The organism is Polymorphospora sp. NPDC051019, from assembly GCF_040683055.1.
Classification (GTDB): domain Bacteria; phylum Actinomycetota; class Actinomycetes; order Mycobacteriales; family Micromonosporaceae; genus Polymorphospora; species Polymorphospora lycopeni.
Map to the genome: position 1 here is coordinate 169,875 of NZ_JBFBCH010000006.1, position 17,060 is coordinate 186,934.

The 17,060-nt window shown below is 72.7% G+C and carries 17 protein-coding genes and 1 pseudogene; 13 read left to right on the plus strand and 5 right to left on the minus strand.

Going from position 1 to position 17,060, the window contains the following annotated elements; translation table 11 throughout:
- Positions 1–113: 113 nt before the first annotated feature.
- A complete protein-coding gene (locus AB0M79_RS13875; protein WP_364212859.1) occupies positions 114–257 on the plus strand; it encodes a hypothetical protein in 144 nt (47 codons plus the stop codon).
- Positions 258–270: 13 nt separating this feature from the next.
- Here the strand turns inward: AB0M79_RS13875 and AB0M79_RS13880 are convergent.
- Positions 271–605: pseudogene (locus AB0M79_RS13880) on the minus strand (transposase); the annotation flags it as partial.
- A gap of 178 nt (positions 606–783) precedes the next feature.
- Between AB0M79_RS13880 and AB0M79_RS13885 the strand changes: the two are divergent.
- A complete protein-coding gene (locus AB0M79_RS13885) occupies positions 784–1,128 on the plus strand; it encodes a hypothetical protein (RefSeq protein WP_364212347.1) in 345 nt (114 codons plus the stop codon).
- 20 nt (positions 1,129–1,148) lie between these two features.
- A complete protein-coding gene (locus AB0M79_RS13890) occupies positions 1,149–1,358 on the plus strand; it encodes a hypothetical protein (protein ID WP_364212350.1) in 210 nt (69 codons plus the stop codon).
- Here AB0M79_RS13890 and AB0M79_RS13895 read toward each other — a convergent pair.
- Positions 1,284–2,366 carry a DJ-1/PfpI family protein gene (locus AB0M79_RS13895; protein ID WP_364212353.1) on the minus strand — a complete coding sequence of 361 codons (1,083 nt, stop codon included), beginning with the start codon at positions 2,364–2,366 and terminating at the stop codon, positions 1,284–1,286. The genes AB0M79_RS13890 and AB0M79_RS13895 overlap by 75 nt on opposite strands.
- A 152-nt stretch (positions 2,367–2,518) precedes the next feature.
- On the opposite strand from AB0M79_RS13895, the gene AB0M79_RS13900 reads away from it, so the two are divergent.
- Complete coding sequence (locus tag AB0M79_RS13900; protein ID WP_364212356.1) at positions 2,519–3,067, plus strand: NUDIX domain-containing protein; 549 nt, start codon at positions 2,519–2,521, stop codon at positions 3,065–3,067.
- 10 nt (positions 3,068–3,077) lie between these two features.
- Entirely contained in the window at positions 3,078–4,082 is a 1,005-nt protein-coding gene (locus AB0M79_RS13905; protein WP_364212359.1) for an asparaginase, read from the plus strand.
- 57 nt (positions 4,083–4,139) lie between these two features.
- On the opposite strand, the gene AB0M79_RS13910 is transcribed toward AB0M79_RS13905, so the two are convergent.
- Positions 4,140–5,708 carry an alpha/beta hydrolase fold domain-containing protein gene (locus AB0M79_RS13910; protein WP_364212362.1) on the minus strand — a complete coding sequence of 523 codons (1,569 nt, stop codon included), beginning with the start codon at positions 5,706–5,708 and terminating at the stop codon, positions 4,140–4,142.
- A gap of 210 nt (positions 5,709–5,918) precedes the next feature.
- Between AB0M79_RS13910 and AB0M79_RS13915 the strand changes: the two genes are divergently transcribed.
- From AB0M79_RS13915 to AB0M79_RS13935, 5 genes are all read left to right on the plus strand, one after another.
- Complete coding sequence (locus AB0M79_RS13915) at positions 5,919–6,251, plus strand: hypothetical protein (protein ID WP_364212365.1); 333 nt, start codon at positions 5,919–5,921, stop codon at positions 6,249–6,251.
- A 196-nt stretch (positions 6,252–6,447) separates the two neighbouring features.
- Complete coding sequence (locus AB0M79_RS13920) at positions 6,448–7,902, plus strand: RICIN domain-containing protein (RefSeq protein WP_364212368.1); 1,455 nt, start codon at positions 6,448–6,450, stop codon at positions 7,900–7,902.
- A gap of 211 nt (positions 7,903–8,113) precedes the next feature.
- On the plus strand, positions 8,114–10,600 hold the full coding sequence (locus AB0M79_RS13925; RefSeq protein ID WP_364212371.1) for a tetratricopeptide repeat protein: 2,487 nt from the start codon (positions 8,114–8,116) through the stop codon (positions 10,598–10,600).
- Positions 10,601–10,852: 252 nt separating this feature from the next.
- Positions 10,853–11,011, plus strand: a complete 159-nt coding sequence (locus AB0M79_RS13930) for a hypothetical protein (protein ID WP_364212374.1) — start codon at positions 10,853–10,855, stop codon at positions 11,009–11,011.
- A 156-nt stretch (positions 11,012–11,167) separates the two neighbouring features.
- Complete coding sequence (locus tag AB0M79_RS13935; RefSeq protein WP_357539904.1) at positions 11,168–11,785, plus strand: hypothetical protein; 618 nt, start codon at positions 11,168–11,170, stop codon at positions 11,783–11,785.
- A gap of 214 nt (positions 11,786–11,999) precedes the next feature.
- On the opposite strand, the gene AB0M79_RS13940 is transcribed toward AB0M79_RS13935, so the two are convergent.
- Entirely contained in the window at positions 12,000–12,401 is a 402-nt protein-coding gene (locus AB0M79_RS13940; protein ID WP_364212377.1) for a helix-turn-helix domain-containing protein, read from the minus strand.
- 152 nt (positions 12,402–12,553) lie between these two features.
- On the opposite strand from AB0M79_RS13940, the gene AB0M79_RS13945 reads away from it, so the two are divergent.
- The 3 genes from AB0M79_RS13945 to AB0M79_RS13955 all read left to right on the plus strand — a co-directional run bounded on the left by AB0M79_RS13945 (position 12,554) and on the right by AB0M79_RS13955 (position 16,742).
- Positions 12,554–13,423 (plus strand): NAD(P)-binding domain-containing protein, encoded by an 870-nt coding sequence (locus AB0M79_RS13945; RefSeq protein WP_364212380.1) that lies wholly within the window; start codon positions 12,554–12,556, stop codon positions 13,421–13,423.
- Positions 13,420–14,331 (plus strand): NAD(P)-binding domain-containing protein, encoded by a 912-nt coding sequence (locus AB0M79_RS13950; RefSeq protein ID WP_364212383.1) that lies wholly within the window; start codon positions 13,420–13,422, stop codon positions 14,329–14,331. Before AB0M79_RS13945 ends, AB0M79_RS13950 begins: the two co-directional genes overlap by 4 nt.
- A gap of 251 nt (positions 14,332–14,582) precedes the next feature.
- Positions 14,583–16,742, plus strand: coding sequence for a DUF6055 domain-containing protein (locus AB0M79_RS13955; RefSeq protein ID WP_364212386.1), 2,160 nt, complete (start codon positions 14,583–14,585; stop codon positions 16,740–16,742).
- Between the two features lie 53 nt (positions 16,743–16,795).
- Here AB0M79_RS13955 and AB0M79_RS13960 read toward each other — a convergent pair whose 3' ends face one another.
- A complete protein-coding gene (locus tag AB0M79_RS13960) occupies positions 16,796–17,056 on the minus strand; it encodes a hypothetical protein (RefSeq protein WP_364212389.1) in 261 nt (86 codons plus the stop codon).
- Between the last annotated feature and the right edge of the window lie 4 nt (positions 17,057–17,060).

Sequence of the window (17,060 nt, forward strand, 5' to 3'; positions counted from 1 at the left end):
CCGGGTCGTCGACCAAGGGTCAAGGTGGGTCTGCCGCGTCGTTCCGTTGTTGATCTGGGCGCCAGCCACCTTATCCGTCGCCGGTCAGGTGACTGGCGCCCAGATCAACTTGGGTGGCCTGCCTGGCCTGGCTACAGAACAACCGCCGACTCGTACGCCGCTACGAACGCAAAGCCGACCACTTCCAGGCCTTCGCCGACCTCGGCTGCGCCCTACTGCGCTATCGCCGACTCGGCAAGAACAACCAGCTGGGATGAACCCTAAGGTGCGGAGCCACTGGTTGTTGATGGCGATGGGGACGGTGGCTTCGTAGCGGACGGCGAATTTGTCGTACCTGGTGGCCATGGCGCGGTGTTGCCTGAGCTGGCTGATGCCGCACTCGACGGCGGGTCTCTGCCGGTAGATCTTAGGGTCGAAGGCGGGTGGCCGTCCGCCTTTGGCCACCTTGGCCATGCGGTGTGCGTCCTGGTCGGTCTTGCGGGGGATGCAGAGCTTGATCCTGCGGCGGCGGGCGTAGCCACGGTTGCGCTGCTGGCGTATGCCTTGTCGGCCAGGACCAGGTCGGGTCGGGTGCGGGGCCGGCCGCCGCCGTCGCGATGTACCCGACCTTCCGGAGACCTCTTCAGTTGTCGACCACCGCCACGCCGGCCAGTCAACGCCTTACGAAACACGGGCCAGGGTCCGGGCGGCCCGAGGGCGGTGGCACGGACACGTACCCCAGGAATTCGGACGTGTCGACGTCCCGGGCTCGTTCCGTGGCCGTTCACACGGCACCGTCGGGGCATGGATACCTCTGTGAACTTCACGGTGTCGGCCGGTACCCGGGCCGGCGCCGCGCGTTGGTCGGCGGTGCTGCACCGCTGGCCGAGTGTGCTCGGCCTGGCGGCGGCCACGATGATGCTGGCGACCGGCGCCAACCGGGAGACCCTGTCGGTCATCGTCAGCGTCGCCGCCCTGTGCTACCTCGGTGCCGCCGCGTTCGACCGGCCGTGGATGGGCTGGGCCGGTGTCGGCGCCGCCCCGGTGGTGATCGTCGTGAGTGAGCTGGCCGGCCTGCCGTGGTGGAGCGGCCTGGCCGTCGTCGCCGGTGCCCTGGCCTGGTCGGCGGGGTTCCGCGTCCGCCGCTGACCGCACAGGCCCTGGCCCTGTTGGGGTACGGCGGGCTCGCGGTCGCCGCGCTCTTCCTCGCCCCGCAGGTCGGGCTGGTGCTGGCCGGGCTGGTGCTGACGGCACACGGCGTCTGGGACGTGATCCACTACCGGCGCGACCAGGTGGTGCCACGGTCACTGGCGGAGTTCTGCGTCCTGCTGGATGTACCGCTGGGTCTCGGTTTCCTGGTCCTCGCCGCCGTCGGCTGAGCCCCGGCCGGCCAGGGATTGCCGGCCGATGGACGTGGTGCTGTACGCGGCACGGTAACGCGACGGGGTGACCCCGTACCGGTCGACGAAGGCCTGGCGTAGCGCCTCGGCGGAGGTGAAGCCACAGCGGACGGCGATGCGGGCCAGCGGCAGCCGGCTGGAGACGAGAAGCTGTGCGGCGGCCTCGGTCCGCACACCGCGTACGAAGCGGGCCGGGGTCTGCCCCGTGTGGGCGACGAACAGCCGCGTGAGGTGCCGCTCGCTGACCGCGGCCCGGGCGGCGAGCGCGGTGAGGCCGAGGTCCGCGTCGGGCGCGTCCCGGATCGCCGCGACCAGGTCGCGGACCACGGCGTCGTCGGGTGCCGGCGCGGCGACGAACATGCTCACCTGGGCCTGGTTGCCGGGCCGTTGCAGATACGTCACCAGGGCGCGGGCGACGTGGCGGGCCAGTTCCGGTCCGTGGTCCTCCTCGACGAAGGCCAGCGCCAGGTCGAGTGCGCTGGTGACCCCGGCGGCGGTGGTCACGTCGCCGTCGCGGATCCAGATCGGGGTCGGGTCGACCCGTACGGCGGGGTGCAGGGTGGCGAGCAGGTCGGCGAACAGCCAGTGGGTGGTGACGCGGCGACCGTCGAGCAGCCCGGCGGCGGCGAGCACGGACGAGCCGGTGCAGACCGAGGCGACCCGGCGGGTCTCGCGGGCGAGCCGCCGGACGTGGGCGACGAGTCGCGGGTTGTCCGCGGCGGCCAGGTGTCCCTCGCCCCCAGAGATGATCATCGTGTCGATCGGGCCGCGCAGCCGCTCGACGGCGGCCTGGGCGTGCAGCGTCAGCCCGGACTGGCACCTGATCGGTTTCCCGGCCGGCGTGACGGTGACGACCTCGTAGGCGGGGGTGGCGCCCCGGTTGGCGTAGTCGAACGTCGTGGTGAGGCAGGCGATGTCAAGCAGTTCGGCGCCCGGATAGCCGACGACCGCGACGACCCGGGGCCGCGTCTCCTCCGGCGCGGTCATCGGTTCAGCGTACGGCGGGGTCGCGGTCCGCGCCCTGGCTGGCCAGCCGTGCCCGGCCACGTCGCCGCCCTGCCGGTCGCACCTGCCCGCCCATCGTGGCGATACCGGCGCGGCCGGCCGGTCGGCGAACAGCCGGGCACTAGGGTGGCCGGGTGAGCCTGCTGCACCGTGACGCCCTGGAGACCCTGCGGAACTGGACGCCGACGCCGGACGGCGCGGACGACTGGCGGCTGACGATGAAGCTGCTGGAGAGCGGCCCCGAGGTGATGTGGCGGGACCACGACGGCGGCCACGTCACCGCCAGTGTGATCATCCTTTCCCACGACCGGCGCCGGGTGCTGCTGTGCCTGCACGGCAAGTTCGACGTCTGGGTGCAACTGGGTGGGCATCTGGAGGCGGGTGACGCGTCGCTGGCCGCCGCCGCGTTGCGGGAGGCGACCGAGGAGAGCGGCATCGCCGGGCTCGTCGTTGATCCGGTGCCGGTGGACGTGGACATCCACCAGGTGGTCAACTGCGCCGGGCGGCGGCTCGACCACCACGACGTGATCTTCGCGGTCCACGCGCCGCGGGACGCCGTCGAGCAGGTGAGCGCGGAGTCGCACGCGCTCGGATGGTTCCGGCCGGACGCGCTGCCGGCACCGCTGGGAAGCGACACGCGACGGGTCGTCCGCAACGCGATGCTCCGTGCCGCCGTACGCTGACCCGCCGGCCGTGGGCCGTCGGGTGGCGGTCTTCTCGCTGGGCGGCACGATCGCCATGACCGGCGGCCCGGCCGGCGGCGTGGTGCCGACCCTGACCGCCGCCGATCTCGTCGCGGCCGTGCCGGCCCTGGCGACGACGGGCGTGACGCTCGACGTGCACGACTTCCGCCGGCTGCCCGGTGCCTCGCTCGGCTTCGACGACCTGCTCGCCCTCGTCACCGCCGCCGGGCGCGAGGTGGCCGGCGGGGCCGACGGGGTGGTGGTTACCCAGGGCACGGACACGATCGAGGAGACGTCGTACGCGCTGGACCTGCTGTGGCCGTACGACGCGCCGCTGGTGGTCACCGGTGCGATGCGCAACCCGACCCTGGCCGGCGCCGACGGTCCGGCGAACCTGCTGGCGGCGGTGACGGTCGCCGCCGCGCCGGCCAGCCGGCGGATGGGCTGCCTGGTCGTGCTCGGCGACGAGATCCACGCGGCCCGCTGGGTGCGCAAGACACACACCACCGCGCCCGCCGCCTTCCGCTCCCCCGACATCGGGCCGGTCGGCCTGGTGGCCGAGGGGCGGGCCCGCGTCCTCGCCCGCCCGGCCCGGCATCCGCTCGACCTCCAGGTACGCGACCCGGGGGCGGTGCGTACGGCCGTACTGCCGGTGGTGCTCGGCGACGACGGTGCGACCCTGCGCCGGGCCGGTTCGGGGCTGGACGGGCTGGTGGTCGCCGGCTTCGGGGTCGGCCACGTGCCGGCCGCCACCGTGGCCGTCCTGGGCGAACTGGCGGCCGGGATGCCGGTGGTGCTGGCCTCCCGGGTCGGCGCGGGTCCGGTCCTGACCGCCACGTACGGCTTTCCCGGCTCGGAGTCCGACCTGCTGTCGCGTGGGCTCGTCGCCGCCGGCACGCTCGACTGCTACAAGGCGCGTGTCCTGCTGCACCTGCTGCTGGCGGCCGGCGCCGACCGGGACCGGATCGCGACGGCGTTCGGGACGATCGGCGCGGGCGAAGTGGCCGGCGACTGAGCGGAGGGACAGCCGGCGAAGGGGCGGCGGCGCTGCCGGCGGTTGAACCGCCGGCGGTCAGCCGGCGTAGGCCGGTATGCCGGTCTGGAAGGACTCGCGCAGGTGCTGCGCGGCCTCCTGTTGGGCCCGCTGGGCCTTGTCGAGCACCGCGGCGGCGCCGAAGAACTCGTGCATGACCCCGTCGTAGCAGGTCAGCGTGGTCGGGACGCCCGCCGCCTGAAGATGACGGGCGAACTCCTCACCCTGGCTGCGCAGCACGTCCCGCTCGTCGGTGATGACCAGCGCCGGGGGCAGGCCCTTCAGCTGTGTGGCGTCGAGCGAGAGCAGGTCGACCCGGGGGTCCCTGGCGCCGTCGGGCACTCCCTCGAAGGCGTGCATCGCCATCCACGACAGCAGCGGCCGGTTGAGCGGGCGGGCGTCCGCGGCGTCGGTCATCGAGTCGCCGAACTGTTCGCCGGTGGTCAGCGGATACACCAGCACCTGCGCCACCGGCAGCGGCTCGCCGGCCTGCTTGAGCTGCCAGCAGGTGGCCGCGGCCATGTTGCCGCCGACCGACTCGCCGCCGATGGCGACGCGGTCGGGGTCGCCGCCGATCAGGCCGGCGTTGGCGCGTACCCACCGGAAGGTCGCCAGCACGTCGTCGTGGGCGGCCGGGAAGACGTGTTCGGGAGCGCGGCGGTACTCCGGTGACACGACGATCGCGCCGGTCTTGTTGACCAGGCCGCGGCACGAGGCGTCGTACGAGTCGACGGTGAACAGCACCCAGCCGCCGCCGTGGATCCAGACGACGACCGGCACCGGGCCGGTGGCGTCCCGCGGCTTGTAGATCCGCACCGGCAGGTCGCCGCCGGGGCCGGGGATCGTGACGTTCTCGACCGAGCCGACGGGTTCGGGGTCGGTCGACCTGCCGTCCTCGGCGAGGATCCGCCGGACGGCGTCGAACGGGGTGGGCTGTTCCCGGGCCTGGTCCGGGGTGAGGATCTCGAACGGCTGCGGCTTCAGCCCGGAGAAGGCGTCGAGGATCCGTTGCGCCTGCGGGTCGAGGTGCCCGGACGGGTCGGTCGCCAGGTGCTTGATCCGGCCGGACGCCATGTCGCGTACCTTGTCGACCACGAGGGCGGCCGGGTCGGCGAGCTTGTGTCCGGCCCGGCTCGACGGTGCCTTCGGGTGCGGGTACGTCGGCGCGGTCCGTTTGGCGGCCAGGAACTCCTTGCCCATTCCGGCCATCCGGTCGGCGCCGACCAACTGCCGCAGACGGGGCAGGAACTCCCTCTCCTCCTCCGCCACGTGGTGCCGTACGGCGGCGATCAGGGTCGCCAGGGTCTGCTCGAACCCGGCTTCGCCCGGTTGGCTGTCGTGCAGCTTCACCAGGAGTTCCTTCATCTCGTGGTGCTCCTGGCGGGCGTGTTCGGACTCGTCGGGTTCGCCGGCCGCGGCCATCGCCGGGTAGACGACGATCTCCTCGGCGTCGGCGTGCAGCGCCAGTTCGAACGACACCTGGTCGACGAGCACCCGGCGGTCGCCCCGGCCGGCCTCCAGGTGCTGGAACTGGCGCTCCACCACCGCGTGGTCGTCGGCTATGAGGTGGTCGACGTCCCCGGGCAACGTTTCGTACGACAGCGCCATCTCAAGCTCCTGACCTCGGCGGAGAGACGCCGGCCGGCGCCGCCGTCTGGCGTCGGCATACCCGGGGCACCCGACGGCACTCATACCGGGTGGCCGATCGAACGGATGGCCACCCGGCCACTTCGGCGGCCCGGCCCGCACCGCGTACCGTGGCTCCCCGGGCGCCCGCGCGGGCGCCGACGCGGCCGAGCCAGACCGGAGGACCGGACGATGAGCGGGCAACCCCACGACGACCGCCCCGCCGGCTCCGCACCGGCCGCCGGCGAGCGGGTCCCGACGGCGGCGCAGCAGCGCCTGATCGACCGGGGCACCGAACTCTTCGGCCGGATCGCCCCCGGCGCCGAACTCGGGTACCGGCTGCTGGCCGGCGACGAGGGCGTGGTCGTGTTCCAACCGGTCCGCGGCGGTGGCTCGATCTACGTCGCCGCCGACGGGAGCGTGCTGTTCGCGGCATCGGCGATCCCGCCGCACCGGGCGCTCGAGGCGTTCCGCGCCGGACGCCGTACACCCGTCGAGAGGTTCACCGGCACCGACCGGCATTAGATCGACCGACTTCGTTGACTCTGGGCCGCGCCGGCACCTAGCGTGGTGCCCCACAGCCATCCGGGGCGCCATCGGGAGCCGCGCCCGGTCGGATGGCCAACGCTTCGCGCCGGGCAGCGGAGGCGTCGACCCACGGGTGGGGCACTGACGCTCCGGCCCCACCGATCCGATCCCACACCAGAGGGGCAAGATCGAAATGCTCGACGTATCGCACCGGCGCCCCCGGCGCCGGCCGGCCGCACTCGCGGCCGCGGCACTGGCCACCGCCGTCGTCGCCGCCGGCCTGGTCGTCGTGTCGGCGGCACCGTCCCAGGCGGTCACCATCGACACCGGCGCCCACTACGTCCTCACCTCCCGCCACAGCGGCAAGGCCGTCGACGTCTTCGACTTCGCGACGAACGACGGCGCGCCGATCGTGCAGTGGGCCCGAAACGACGGTTACCAGCAGCAGTGGCAGTTCGTCCCGGTCGACAACGGCTACTACCAGGTCCGGTCGCGGCACAGCGGAAAGGTGCTGCAGATCGCCAGCGCCCAGGACGGCGCCGAACTCACCCAGCAGGCCGCGAGTTCCGACACCCGGCAGCACTTCGGGGTCGTCGACACCGGCGACGGCCACATCCGGCTGGTCAACCGGCACAGCCGCAAGGCACTCGACGTCTGGGAGTGGTCCACCGCCGACGGCGGGCGCATCTCCCAGTACACCGACCTCAACGGCTGGAACCAGCAGTGGCTGCTGACCAGGATCGGCGGCCCCTCGGTCCCCTACTCCAACGTGCCGGACGGGTTCGCGCAGGGCGTGACCGGCGGCGCGGGCGGCCAGACCGTCACGGTCACGAACCAGGCAGACCTCAACCGGTACGTCACCGCCAGCACCCCGTACGTCATCCGGGTCGCCGGCACCATCAACATCAGCCCGAAGGGCACCGAACTGCGGGTCGCCTCCAACAAGACCATCATCGGCGTCGGCACCAGCGGCCACATCGTCGGCGGCGGCTTCTTCCTCGGCACCGGCGTCTCCAACGTCATCATCCGCAACCTGACGATCCGCGACACCCTCATGCCGGACGACGACCCCGATGACGACGCCTACGACTACGACGCGATCCAGCTCGACACCGCGAACCGGATCTGGATCGACCACAACCGGCTGACCCGGATGAACGACGGCCTCCTCGACAGCCGCAAGGACACCACGAACCTGACCGTGTCCTGGAACCACTTCGCCGACAACAACAAGACGTTCGGCATCGGCTGGACCGACAACGTCACCGCCCGCATCACCATCCACCACAACTGGTTCCAGAACACGCGCACCCGCAACCCCAGCGCCGACAACATCGCCAACCTGCACATGTACAACAACTACCTGCAGAACAACACCTCGTACGGCAACTACGTGCGCGGCCTGACCAAGGCCGTCATCGAGAACAGCTACTACGAGAACGTCCGGAACCCCTACTACGTCGAGGCCGGCGAACTCGTCCAGCGGGGCAACATCACCGTCAACAGCCCGTGGGACAGCGGCAAGGTCCGGCAGAAGGGCACCGCCTTCGACCCGCGCGCCTTCTACCCGTACACGCTGCACCCGGCGGCCGACGTGCCCGCCCTGCTGCGCACGTACGCCGGCCCGCAGGCCGCGATCGGCAACTGAGCGACGACACCACACACCCGACGGCCGGGCGGCCGGCACCGACCCGCCGCCCGGCCGTCGGCGTCGGTCCACACCGGACCGGCCGCCCACGCGCGCTGTACGAAAGGCGACAGCGGGCGATCTTCCGGCGCGGCGATCCACCGGTCTACGGTGACTGCGCACGACATGCCACCAAGACGCGACGCAGCGTGGTTCGCCGCCCCGGAGGTAGGTGTTGACTCGCGCGCACGACCACGACGCCGAATTCGGGCGGTTGTTGCGGCGGGTCCGCCGGGCGGCCCGCCTCACCCAGGAGGAACTCGCCGAACGGTCCGGCGTCGCGGCACGCACGATCAGCGACATCGAGCGTGGCAAGGTGCGTACGGCCCAGCGGGAGACCGCCCGGCGGCTGGCCGCCGCGCTGCGGCTCACCGGCACCGACCTGACCGCCTTCGAGGAGACGGCCCGGGGACGTCCGGCCACCGGCGCCGGCCCGGCCACACCGCCCGGCCCGCCCACACCGGCCGGCGCGACCGCGGCACCGGAGACGCCGGCTCCCGCTCCGGTCACGTTCCGCCAGGTCCATCCGCCGCCCACGCCGCTGATCGGCCGGGAGGACGAGAGCCGGGCGGTGGTCGGCACGCTGTCCCGCGACGACGTACGGATCGTCACGCTGACCGGCACCGGCGGGGTCGGCAAGACCCGGGTGGCGCTCGCGGTGGCCGAAACCGTCGGCGCGGACTTCGCCGACGGGGTGTGCGATGTGGACCTCACCCTCGTCTCCGGCCCGGCGGACGTGGTCACCCACCTCGTCGGTGCCGCCGGCGGCGAGATCCGGCGGGGCGACGTCGCCGAACTCGTCGGCGTGCTCGGCAAGCGGCGGCTGTTGCTGCTGCTGGACAACTTCGAACACGTCCTGTCGGCCGCGTCGGCGGTCGCCGCCGTGCTGGCCCGCTGCCCGAACCTGAAGGTGCTGGTCACCAGCCGGGTCGCGCTGCACATCCGGGGCGAGCACGAATACCGGCTCGACCCGCTGCCGGTGCCGGACGCCGACCCGCCCCGGGAGGCCGCGCTGCTGGCCCGCTCCGCGGCCGTACGGCTGTTCGCCTGGCACGCCGCCGCCCGCCGGTCCGACTGGCGGCTGACCGACGCCAACGCGGCGACGGTGGCCCGGATCTGCCGGCTGCTCGACGGCGTGCCGCTGGCGATCGAGCTGGCCGCGGTGCGGGTCGGCCTGTTCCCGGTGGACGTGATCGCCGACCGGCTGGACCGCCGGCTCGGCCGGCTCCGCCTGCTCACCGCCGGCCCCCGGGACGCGCCGGACCGCCAGCGCACGCTGGCCGCCGCGATCGGCTGGAGCGTCGGCCTGCTGCCGCCGCCCGCCCAGCGGCTGCTCGCCCGGCTCAGCGTGTTCCCGGCCAGATACACGGTCGAGGCCGCCGAACTGGTCTGCGCGGGCGGCGACGCGGATCTCGACGTGCTGGAGGGCCTGGCCGCGATCGGCGACCACCACCTGCACAGCAGCCTGGCCGACGGCCGGTTCGCGATGTACGAGGCGGTCCGCGAGTTCGCCGCCGAACGGTTGCGCGAGCTGGGTGAGGAGGATTCGACCGCGGCCCGGCACACCGCGTACGTGGTGGCCGAGGCGGAACAGGCCGCCCTGGGGCTCGCCGGCGCCGAGCAGGAACACTGGCTGGACCGCATGGAGCACCTGCGGTACGACCTGCCGGTGGTACTGGCCCGGGTCCGGGTTTCCGGCGAGCCGGAGACGGCCGTCCAGATCGCCGGCGCGGTGTGGCGGTTCTGGTACGGGCGGGGCGCCATCGCGGACGGCCGGCGCTGGCTGGACGAGGCGCTGGCCGCCGGCGACCCCGATCCGGTGGATCCGACGCTGGCCCGCCACCGGGCCCGGGCGCTCAACGCGGCCGCCGCCCTCGGTCACTACGTCGGCGTCGAGCACGCCGAGGTGGTGGCCCGCTACCGGGCGGCGGTGGTGCTCTGGCGGCGGGCCGGTGACGACGTCGGGCTGGCCGGCACGCTGAGCAACCTGGCCATGTCCCAGCAGTACGCGAACGATCCGGCGGCGGCCCGCCGCACGTACGACGAGGCACTGGCCGCCGCCCGGCGGGCCGGCGACGAGCGGGTGGTGGCGACCGCGCTGTTGAACCTGGGCATCCTGCTGGTGCAGGAGAGCCGGACCGAGCTGGCCGCCCCGGCACTGGACGAGTCGCTGCGGCTGTTCCAGCGGGCGAAGAACGTACGGGCGACCGCCGACGTCTACACGGCGCAGGCGCTGCTGGCGACGGCGACCGGCCGGTACGCGGAGGCGGAACGGCTGGCCGAACGCAGCCGCGATCTGTTCCGGCGGCTGCAGGACGAGCTGGGCGACACCGAGTCGCTGCTGGTGATCGCGCAGGCGGTCGAGTTGTCGGGCGCCGACGACGGGCGGGCCCGGCGGCTGTACGAGTCCGGCCTCGAGACCTGCCGCCGGCTCGGCGACGTCTGGGGTCCCGGGCTGGCCCTGGTCGGCCTGGGCCGGCTGGCGTTGCGCCGGGCGGACCGGTCGGCGGCCGCGGAACTGGCCGAGGCGGCCCTCGCGCACTACCGGTCGCTGGAGTTCCAGACCGGGATACGGATCGCGGAGGCGCTGCGGGCGGCGGTGGCGTCGACGGACGGGCCGGTACCGTCCCCGGACCTCTACGCCCTGCTGCCGCCGTGACCGGGCCGGCGCCGGCCGCCGCATGGCCGCCGGTTCCGTGGGTGGTTCCGTGGGTGCTTCCACATGGTTGCGGCCCCGCCGGGGAGCGACGCTGATCGCAGCGGAGAAACCGCTCCCGGCACCACCGCCGGGAACCCCCGAAAGGACGTGGGTTCCATGTTGGACGACCTCGCCGAGGCCCTGCTGCACGTCGGCAAGCACGTCGTGATCACCGTCGTCGAGCACCTGTTCGACTGAGACCGGCCGATCCCGATGAACCACCTCTGGCCGCACCTGGACGGCGGCGCCGGCTCCTGCTTCCCGCCGGAACCGGAGGGATGCCTGGGGCGCGAGCCGCGCCGGCACCCGATCCCCGGGGGCGCGCCGCCGGTCCTGGCCGTGGCCGCCGTCGTCGGCGCGAACTGCGCCTGACCGCTGACCGCTGGACGGTCCGCGACGAAGCGGCACCGCGCGCCGACCGCCGCCCGATCCGGGCGGCGGCGGTACCCGCACCGCAAGCGATCCGCCGGGCCCGGCGGACTCCCTCCGCCGGGCCCACCATCCGCCGTACCAGGTTCGGAGGAACCGATGAAGATCTCCCGTCTCGCCCCTGTGGTCGCCGCCGCGGCGGCCGCCCTCCTGCTGCTCGCCGGCGCACCCGCGCAGGCCGCCGAGGACCGGACGTCGACCGGTAAGGCCCGGTCCGCCGGTACGCTCGCGGTCACCGGCCCGACGTTCTGGGTCACCATCTCCGGCAACGCCGGCGGCACCGGGTTCACCCGGACCGGCACGCTGGTGCTCGGCCCGACCGTCACGAACGTCACCACGAACGGGATCAACCCGCTCGAGGTCTGCCTCAGCTCCGGCTTCCCGGCCGGGAGCCCGCAGGTCGGCGCGATCCGGTTCGGCTCCAACGCCGACTGCTTCCCGTCGTCGGGCACCTACCTCGACGTCGCGTACGTCTCGGTGTCCGGCGGCACCGTGTACATCGCGCCGGACTCGGCGATCGGCGCCACGTACATCAACAACTTCACCCGCAGTTCCAGCATCACCGCCTGCATCTACACGCCGGTGTCCGGGCAGGCGTCGTACACCTTCTACACCGACGGCAGCGTCTACGGCTCGATCTCGATCACCGGGTACGGCGGTGCGTTCTGCGGATACTCGTCCTACACCGCCTCGGTCAGCGGGTATCAGATCGCCTGACCGACCAGATCACCGGTGCGACGACGGCCGGCGGTTCCGAGGGGGAACCGCCGGCCGGTCCGCGCGTTGGTGGTCGTTCTCCCGCGGGAGCGGCGGGTCCCGACGACGACGATCACCGCGTATCGTCGGGCACCCACCTGCCGGGGCCGAATCCGGTCCTGCTCGGTTTCGGCCCGGACGGGCCGCGTGGCGGCGCCCTCCACCCCGCGAGTATCTAGCTGTTGCCACCGGTTTGCAACAGGGGTGCGCCCGCCGGCCACGGGGACGCGAGGTCTCCCCCGGCGGCAAGCCGCTCCCACCGCCCGGTCCCCCACTCGCCCAGCGGACGCAGGGCCGCGTTGAGCGACCGGCCGTGTTCGGTCAGCGAATACTCCACCCTGGGCGGCACCTCGCGGTAGACCTCGCGACTGATCAGGCCGTCCTCCTCCATCTCGCGCAGGTGCTGGATCAGCATCTTCTCGCTGACGCCGGTCAGGCCACGCCTGAGTTCGCCGAACCGGCGGGTGCCGTGGTTGTCCAACTCCCACAGGATCAGCGACTTCCACTTGCCCGACACCACGTCCATCGCCGCGTCGATCCCGCAGATGTACGGGCCCCGCCTCACCTTCGATGCCATCGGCGTCCTCCCACGTCGTCCGAGGTCACCCTCAATACTTACCAAAGGGTGAGTATTGAACAAAATAGTAGGTACTTGTCGGTCAGAGAGTGGCTGCGCAGGATGGGCATCGGGCGCCCGTCGACCATCTCGCAGAACAAGGGGAATATCCGATGACCACCAGCACCACGTTCCTGGGACTGGGAGCGATGGGCAGCGCGCTCGCGGCGGCGGCGCTGGACGCCGGCCACCGCGCCGTCGTGTGGAACCGTACGCCGCACCGGGCGCAGGCGCTGGGCGAGCGCGGCGCGACCGTCGTCAACGGTGTCGAGGAGGCGGTCGCCGGTGACGGCGTGATCGTCGTCTGCCTCTTCGACCACCGGTCCGTGCACGACGTACTCGATCCGGTCGCGCCGGGCCTGTCCGGACGTACGGTGGTCAACCTGACCACCACCACGCCGGACGAGGCGCGTGAACTGGCCGACTGGGCCGCCGGGCACGGCATCACCTACCTCGACGGCGCGATCATGGCGGTGCCGCCGATGATCGGCCGGTCGGGCTCGAAGATCTTCTACAGCGGCTCGGCCGCCGCCTTCGAGACGCATCGGGACCTGCTCGACCTGTGGGGCGCGAGCAGCTTCTTCGGGCCGGACGCCGGGCTGGCCGCGCTGTACGACGTGGCGATGCTCGCCGGCATGTACACCGTCTTCGCCGGGTTCATGCACGGCGCGGCGCTGGTCGGTGCCGAGGGGGTGTCGGCGACCCGGTTCGCGGAGCGGCAGATGCCCTTCCTCACCGCCATGGTCGGCCAACTGGCCGGCCTCGCCGCCACCGTCGACAGCACCGACTACACCGGCGAGGGCCAGCAGAGCCTGCGGTTCACCGAAACCGCCCTGGCCACGCTGGTACGGGCCAGTGCCGAGCAGGGGGTCGACGCGGCGGTGCTGAAGCCGGTGCACGACATCGTCCGCCGGCAGATCGCCGCCGGATTCGGCGGGCACGGCACCGCCCGCATGTTCGAGGAACTGAGGAGTGCCCGATGAACGGCACCGGCAGTCCCGCGGCGGTCACGGTCGTCGGCCTGGGCCCGATGGGCCGGGCGATGGCCGCCGCGCTGCTGCGGGCCGGGCACCCGGTCACGGTGTGGAACCGTACCCCGGGCCGCGCCGCCGGGCTGGTCGCCGAGGGGGCCACGCTGGCGCCGACGCCCGCCGCGGCCGTGGCGGCCGCCGACCTGATCATCCTCAGCCTCACCGACTACCAGGCGATGTACGACATCCTCGGTCCGGTGGTGACCGACCGGCGGCACGCCGACGCGCTGGCCGGCAAGGTTCTCGTCAACCTCAGCTCCGACACCCCCGACGCCTCCCGCGAGGCGGCGACGTGGGCCGCCGGGCACCGGGCGGCCTTCGTCACCGGCGGGGTGATGGTGCCGGCTCCCATGGTCGGCAACCCCGGCGCGTGCGTCTTCTACAGTGGACCGCAGGAGGCGTTCCGCGGCCACGAGCCGGTGTTGGGGCTGCTCGGCGAGCCCCGGTACCTCGGCCCGGATCCCGGCCTGGCCCAGCTCTTCTACCAGGCCAATCTCGCCGTGTTCCTCACCGCGCTGTCGAGCCTCCTGCACGCCACGAGCCTCGTCACCGCGGCGGGTGTCCCGGCGGCCGAGTTCCTGCCCGGTGCCGTGGGCATGCTCACCGGCATCCCGGCGATGGTCGGCGACGGGCTGGAACTGGCCCGTGAACTGGAGGCCGGGAAGTATCCCGGTGACCTGAGCACGGCCCTGATGATGGGCGCCACGGCGGAGCACATCGTACGGACCAGCGAGAAGGCCGGCGTCGACGTCGAATTGCCGAAGGCGGTCAGGTCACACTACGAACGGGCGATCGCCGCCGGCTACGGCACCAGGAACTGGACGGCCCTCTACGAGGTGGTCAGGGCCACGGACGGATAGCCCGGCCCGGTCGTGGCCGCCCGCCATTGGCGGTGGCGGGCGGCCACGGCACGGAAGGCGGCCTCATGCCCGGCGGCCGTACGCCCGGCGTACGGCCGCCGGGTTTCTTAGCGGACGCATAAATCAACCCGCTGCCGGTCCGCACCTGACCTGGACGGTGATAGTTTGGGTTCCAAACTAATGATGGTCTTCGATTCCTGTCCTCGGCGGGAGTTCGGGGACCGCGACCACCGACTGGAGCGTGGATCGAGATGGCTGTGACCCGGCCGGGGCGCCGACCCCGGCACCGCCTGCTGCTTGTGATCGCCGCCGCACTGGCGCTGACGCTGCCGCTCGGGCTGCCGAACCTGCTGCCGCAGGCGTCGGCCGCGACGAAGACGGTGTGGATCCCGGCCCGGTGGACGCAGACCGGCGAGGTGCCGTGGGTCCAGCAGCGGACCCGGGAGTCGGCGAACTTCATCCTGCTGTGGGGCGACCGGTCCGGCACCGATCCGCGCACCGCCCCCGGCGAGTACCGGTTCGACCCGGCCAACATCCTCGACCAGCTCGAGCGGCTGTACTCCTTCTACGTCAACGACATGCGCTTCACCCCGGAGGCCGGGCTGCTCGCCCAGCACAAGATCATCGTCATCATCACGCGGACCTGGTCCAACGCCCCGCTGGACGCCTGGGCGACCGGCGGATCGACCGACGGCCGTGTCGGCGTCATCAACATCGCACCGGGCGCCGCGCAGCCCGGCTCGTGGGGACTGGCCCACGAACTCGCGCACGTCTTCCAGAACTACACGTTCCTCGGCCGGCCGGGCTACGGCTTCACCCACCAGTCCGCCGGCACCTTCTGGGAGGCCAGCGCCGAGTTCATGGCGATGCAGGTTTACCCCGCCACGGCGGCGGGTGACCTGACCCGGTTCATCCGCACCGAGAACCTCGCCTACAGCAGCAGCCGGCACCACTACGGGGCCTGGATGCTGTTGCAGTACATCAAGGAGCGCGACGGGCTGGCGATGTTCAACCGGTTGTGGAACGAGGCCCGCAACACCGAACATCCACTGGAGACCTACCGGCGGATCGCCGGGATCACCCAGACCGAACTCAACCGCAGAGTGGGCGAGTACGCCCAGCGGAACGTCACCTGGGACTACGCCAACCGGGCCGACTTCATGCCGTTCATCAACCGGCTCTACCCCTTCGTCACCGCGTACAACGGGGTGCCGGTCGACGCGGTCAACGCCGCCGCCGGCCACTACCGCGTCCCGGACGCGCTGGCGCCGTCCGACTACGGCTACAACAAGATCCGACTGGTGCCGCAGCAGGACGGCGGACTGATCCGGCTGCGGTTGCGCGGGCACGTCAACCAGGCCGCCGGCTCCGGGTGGACCTTCGGCCTCGTCGCGGTCCGCAACGGCGTCCCCCGGTACGGCCCGCTCACCGTCGCCACCGACGCCGAGATCACGTTCCAGACCCAGCCCGGCGAGCGCGACGTCTGGCTGGTGGTCACCGGCGCCCCGACGACGGTCCACCGGTACGCGTTCCTGGAGGGCTACCCCCGCAACTACCGCTACCCGTACCAGTTCCGGGTAGCCGGGGCGACCCCGTCCGGCCACGAACCCGGCTACCTCCGCCCGCCCGCACCCGGCGGCGGCCGCTGGCACGCCAACGGCGGCGGCTGGGTCGACAGCCGCGCCAACGTCGCCGCCACCGCGTACGTCGGCCCACGGGCCGCCGTCTACGGCAACAGCACGGTCAGCGGCAATGCCCGCATCGAGGACCTCGCCTGGGTCAACAGCGGCGCCACCGTCGGCGGGAACGCCGTGGTCAAGAACAACGCGATCGTCCAGGGCGGTGCCAACCTCGGCGGCGGCGTCGTCATCGGCGGTGACGCCGAGCCGGCGACCGCCTGCAGCTCCGGAACGTATCTGATCTTCAACCCGGACCGGCGCTGTGACGGCGGGCCGGGCGAGACCGACATCAACCCGCCCTACCAACTGTTCACCGACGACCAGCTCGCGCTGGGCGGGACCGGCCCGAACCCCACGCCCACCCCGACCGTGCCGCCGACGCCGACGCCGACCACGCCGGCACCGACCACGCCACCGCCGTCGCCCGGGCAGCTCGCCTGCACGGCCGAGTACGCGGTGACCGGGCAGTGGCAGGGCGGGTTCCAGGGCGAGGTCACGGTACGGGCCGGCAGCCGGGCGATCACCGGCTGGACCGTCACCTGGACCTACGTCAACGGGCAGACGATCACCCAGTCCTGGGGCGCCACGGTGACCGGCAGCGGCGCGAACGTGACGGCGACCAACGCCGCCTGGAACGGTGGCCTCGCCGCCGGTGCGGCCACGAGCTTCGGCTTCATCGCCTCGGCGGGGGCGACCAACAGCGGTCCGACGCCGAGCTGTCAGGCCCGCTGACCGGGCCGGGTTGTCCGGGCGGTGACCGGCGCGCCGGTCACCGCCCAGGTGGATCAGTCGACCGGCGGCGCGGCCCAGTCACAGGGCCGCACGCTGAAGACGAGGTATCCGGACTGGACGCCGAGCCGGGCCTCCCGCCCCTCGCAGTTGACGCTGAAGCTGCCCCGCCAGACCGTACGCGTCGAGTCGGCGTACCAGGTGTGCAGGCACATGTTGTTGGCCGGGCAGGGGTAGAGGGCGTGGGCCGGGCTGCTGGGAACGAAGAGGGTGACGCCGACGGCGAGTGCCACGGCGACGAGGACGCGACGCAACATGTTG

Bases quoted from the DNA above. Each gene is read 5' to 3' on its own strand.
- AB0M79_RS13935 (WP_357539904.1), top strand. From the start codon at position 11,168: ATGAAGATCTCCCGTCTCGCCCCTGTGGTCGCCGCCGCGGCGGCCGCC.
- AB0M79_RS13920 (WP_364212368.1), top strand. From the start codon at position 6,448: ATGCTCGACGTATCGCACCGGCGCCCCCGGCGCCGGCCGGCCGCACTC.
- AB0M79_RS13960 (WP_364212389.1), bottom strand. From the start codon at position 17,056: ATGTTGCGTCGCGTCCTCGTCGCCGTGGCACTCGCCGTCGGCGTCACC.
- AB0M79_RS13950 (WP_364212383.1), top strand. From the start codon at position 13,420: ATGAACGGCACCGGCAGTCCCGCGGCGGTCACGGTCGTCGGCCTGGGC.
- AB0M79_RS13915 (WP_364212365.1), top strand. From the start codon at position 5,919: ATGAGCGGGCAACCCCACGACGACCGCCCCGCCGGCTCCGCACCGGCC.
- AB0M79_RS13955 (WP_364212386.1), top strand. From the start codon at position 14,583: ATGGCTGTGACCCGGCCGGGGCGCCGACCCCGGCACCGCCTGCTGCTT.
- AB0M79_RS13930 (WP_364212374.1), top strand. From the start codon at position 10,853: ATGAACCACCTCTGGCCGCACCTGGACGGCGGCGCCGGCTCCTGCTTC.
- AB0M79_RS13885 (WP_364212347.1), top strand. From the start codon at position 784: ATGGATACCTCTGTGAACTTCACGGTGTCGGCCGGTACCCGGGCCGGC.
- AB0M79_RS13910 (WP_364212362.1), bottom strand. From the start codon at position 5,708: ATGGCGCTGTCGTACGAAACGTTGCCCGGGGACGTCGACCACCTCATA.
- AB0M79_RS13940 (WP_364212377.1), bottom strand. From the start codon at position 12,401: ATGGCATCGAAGGTGAGGCGGGGCCCGTACATCTGCGGGATCGACGCG.
- AB0M79_RS13945 (WP_364212380.1), top strand. From the start codon at position 12,554: ATGACCACCAGCACCACGTTCCTGGGACTGGGAGCGATGGGCAGCGCG.
- AB0M79_RS13895 (WP_364212353.1), bottom strand. From the start codon at position 2,366: ATGACCGCGCCGGAGGAGACGCGGCCCCGGGTCGTCGCGGTCGTCGGC.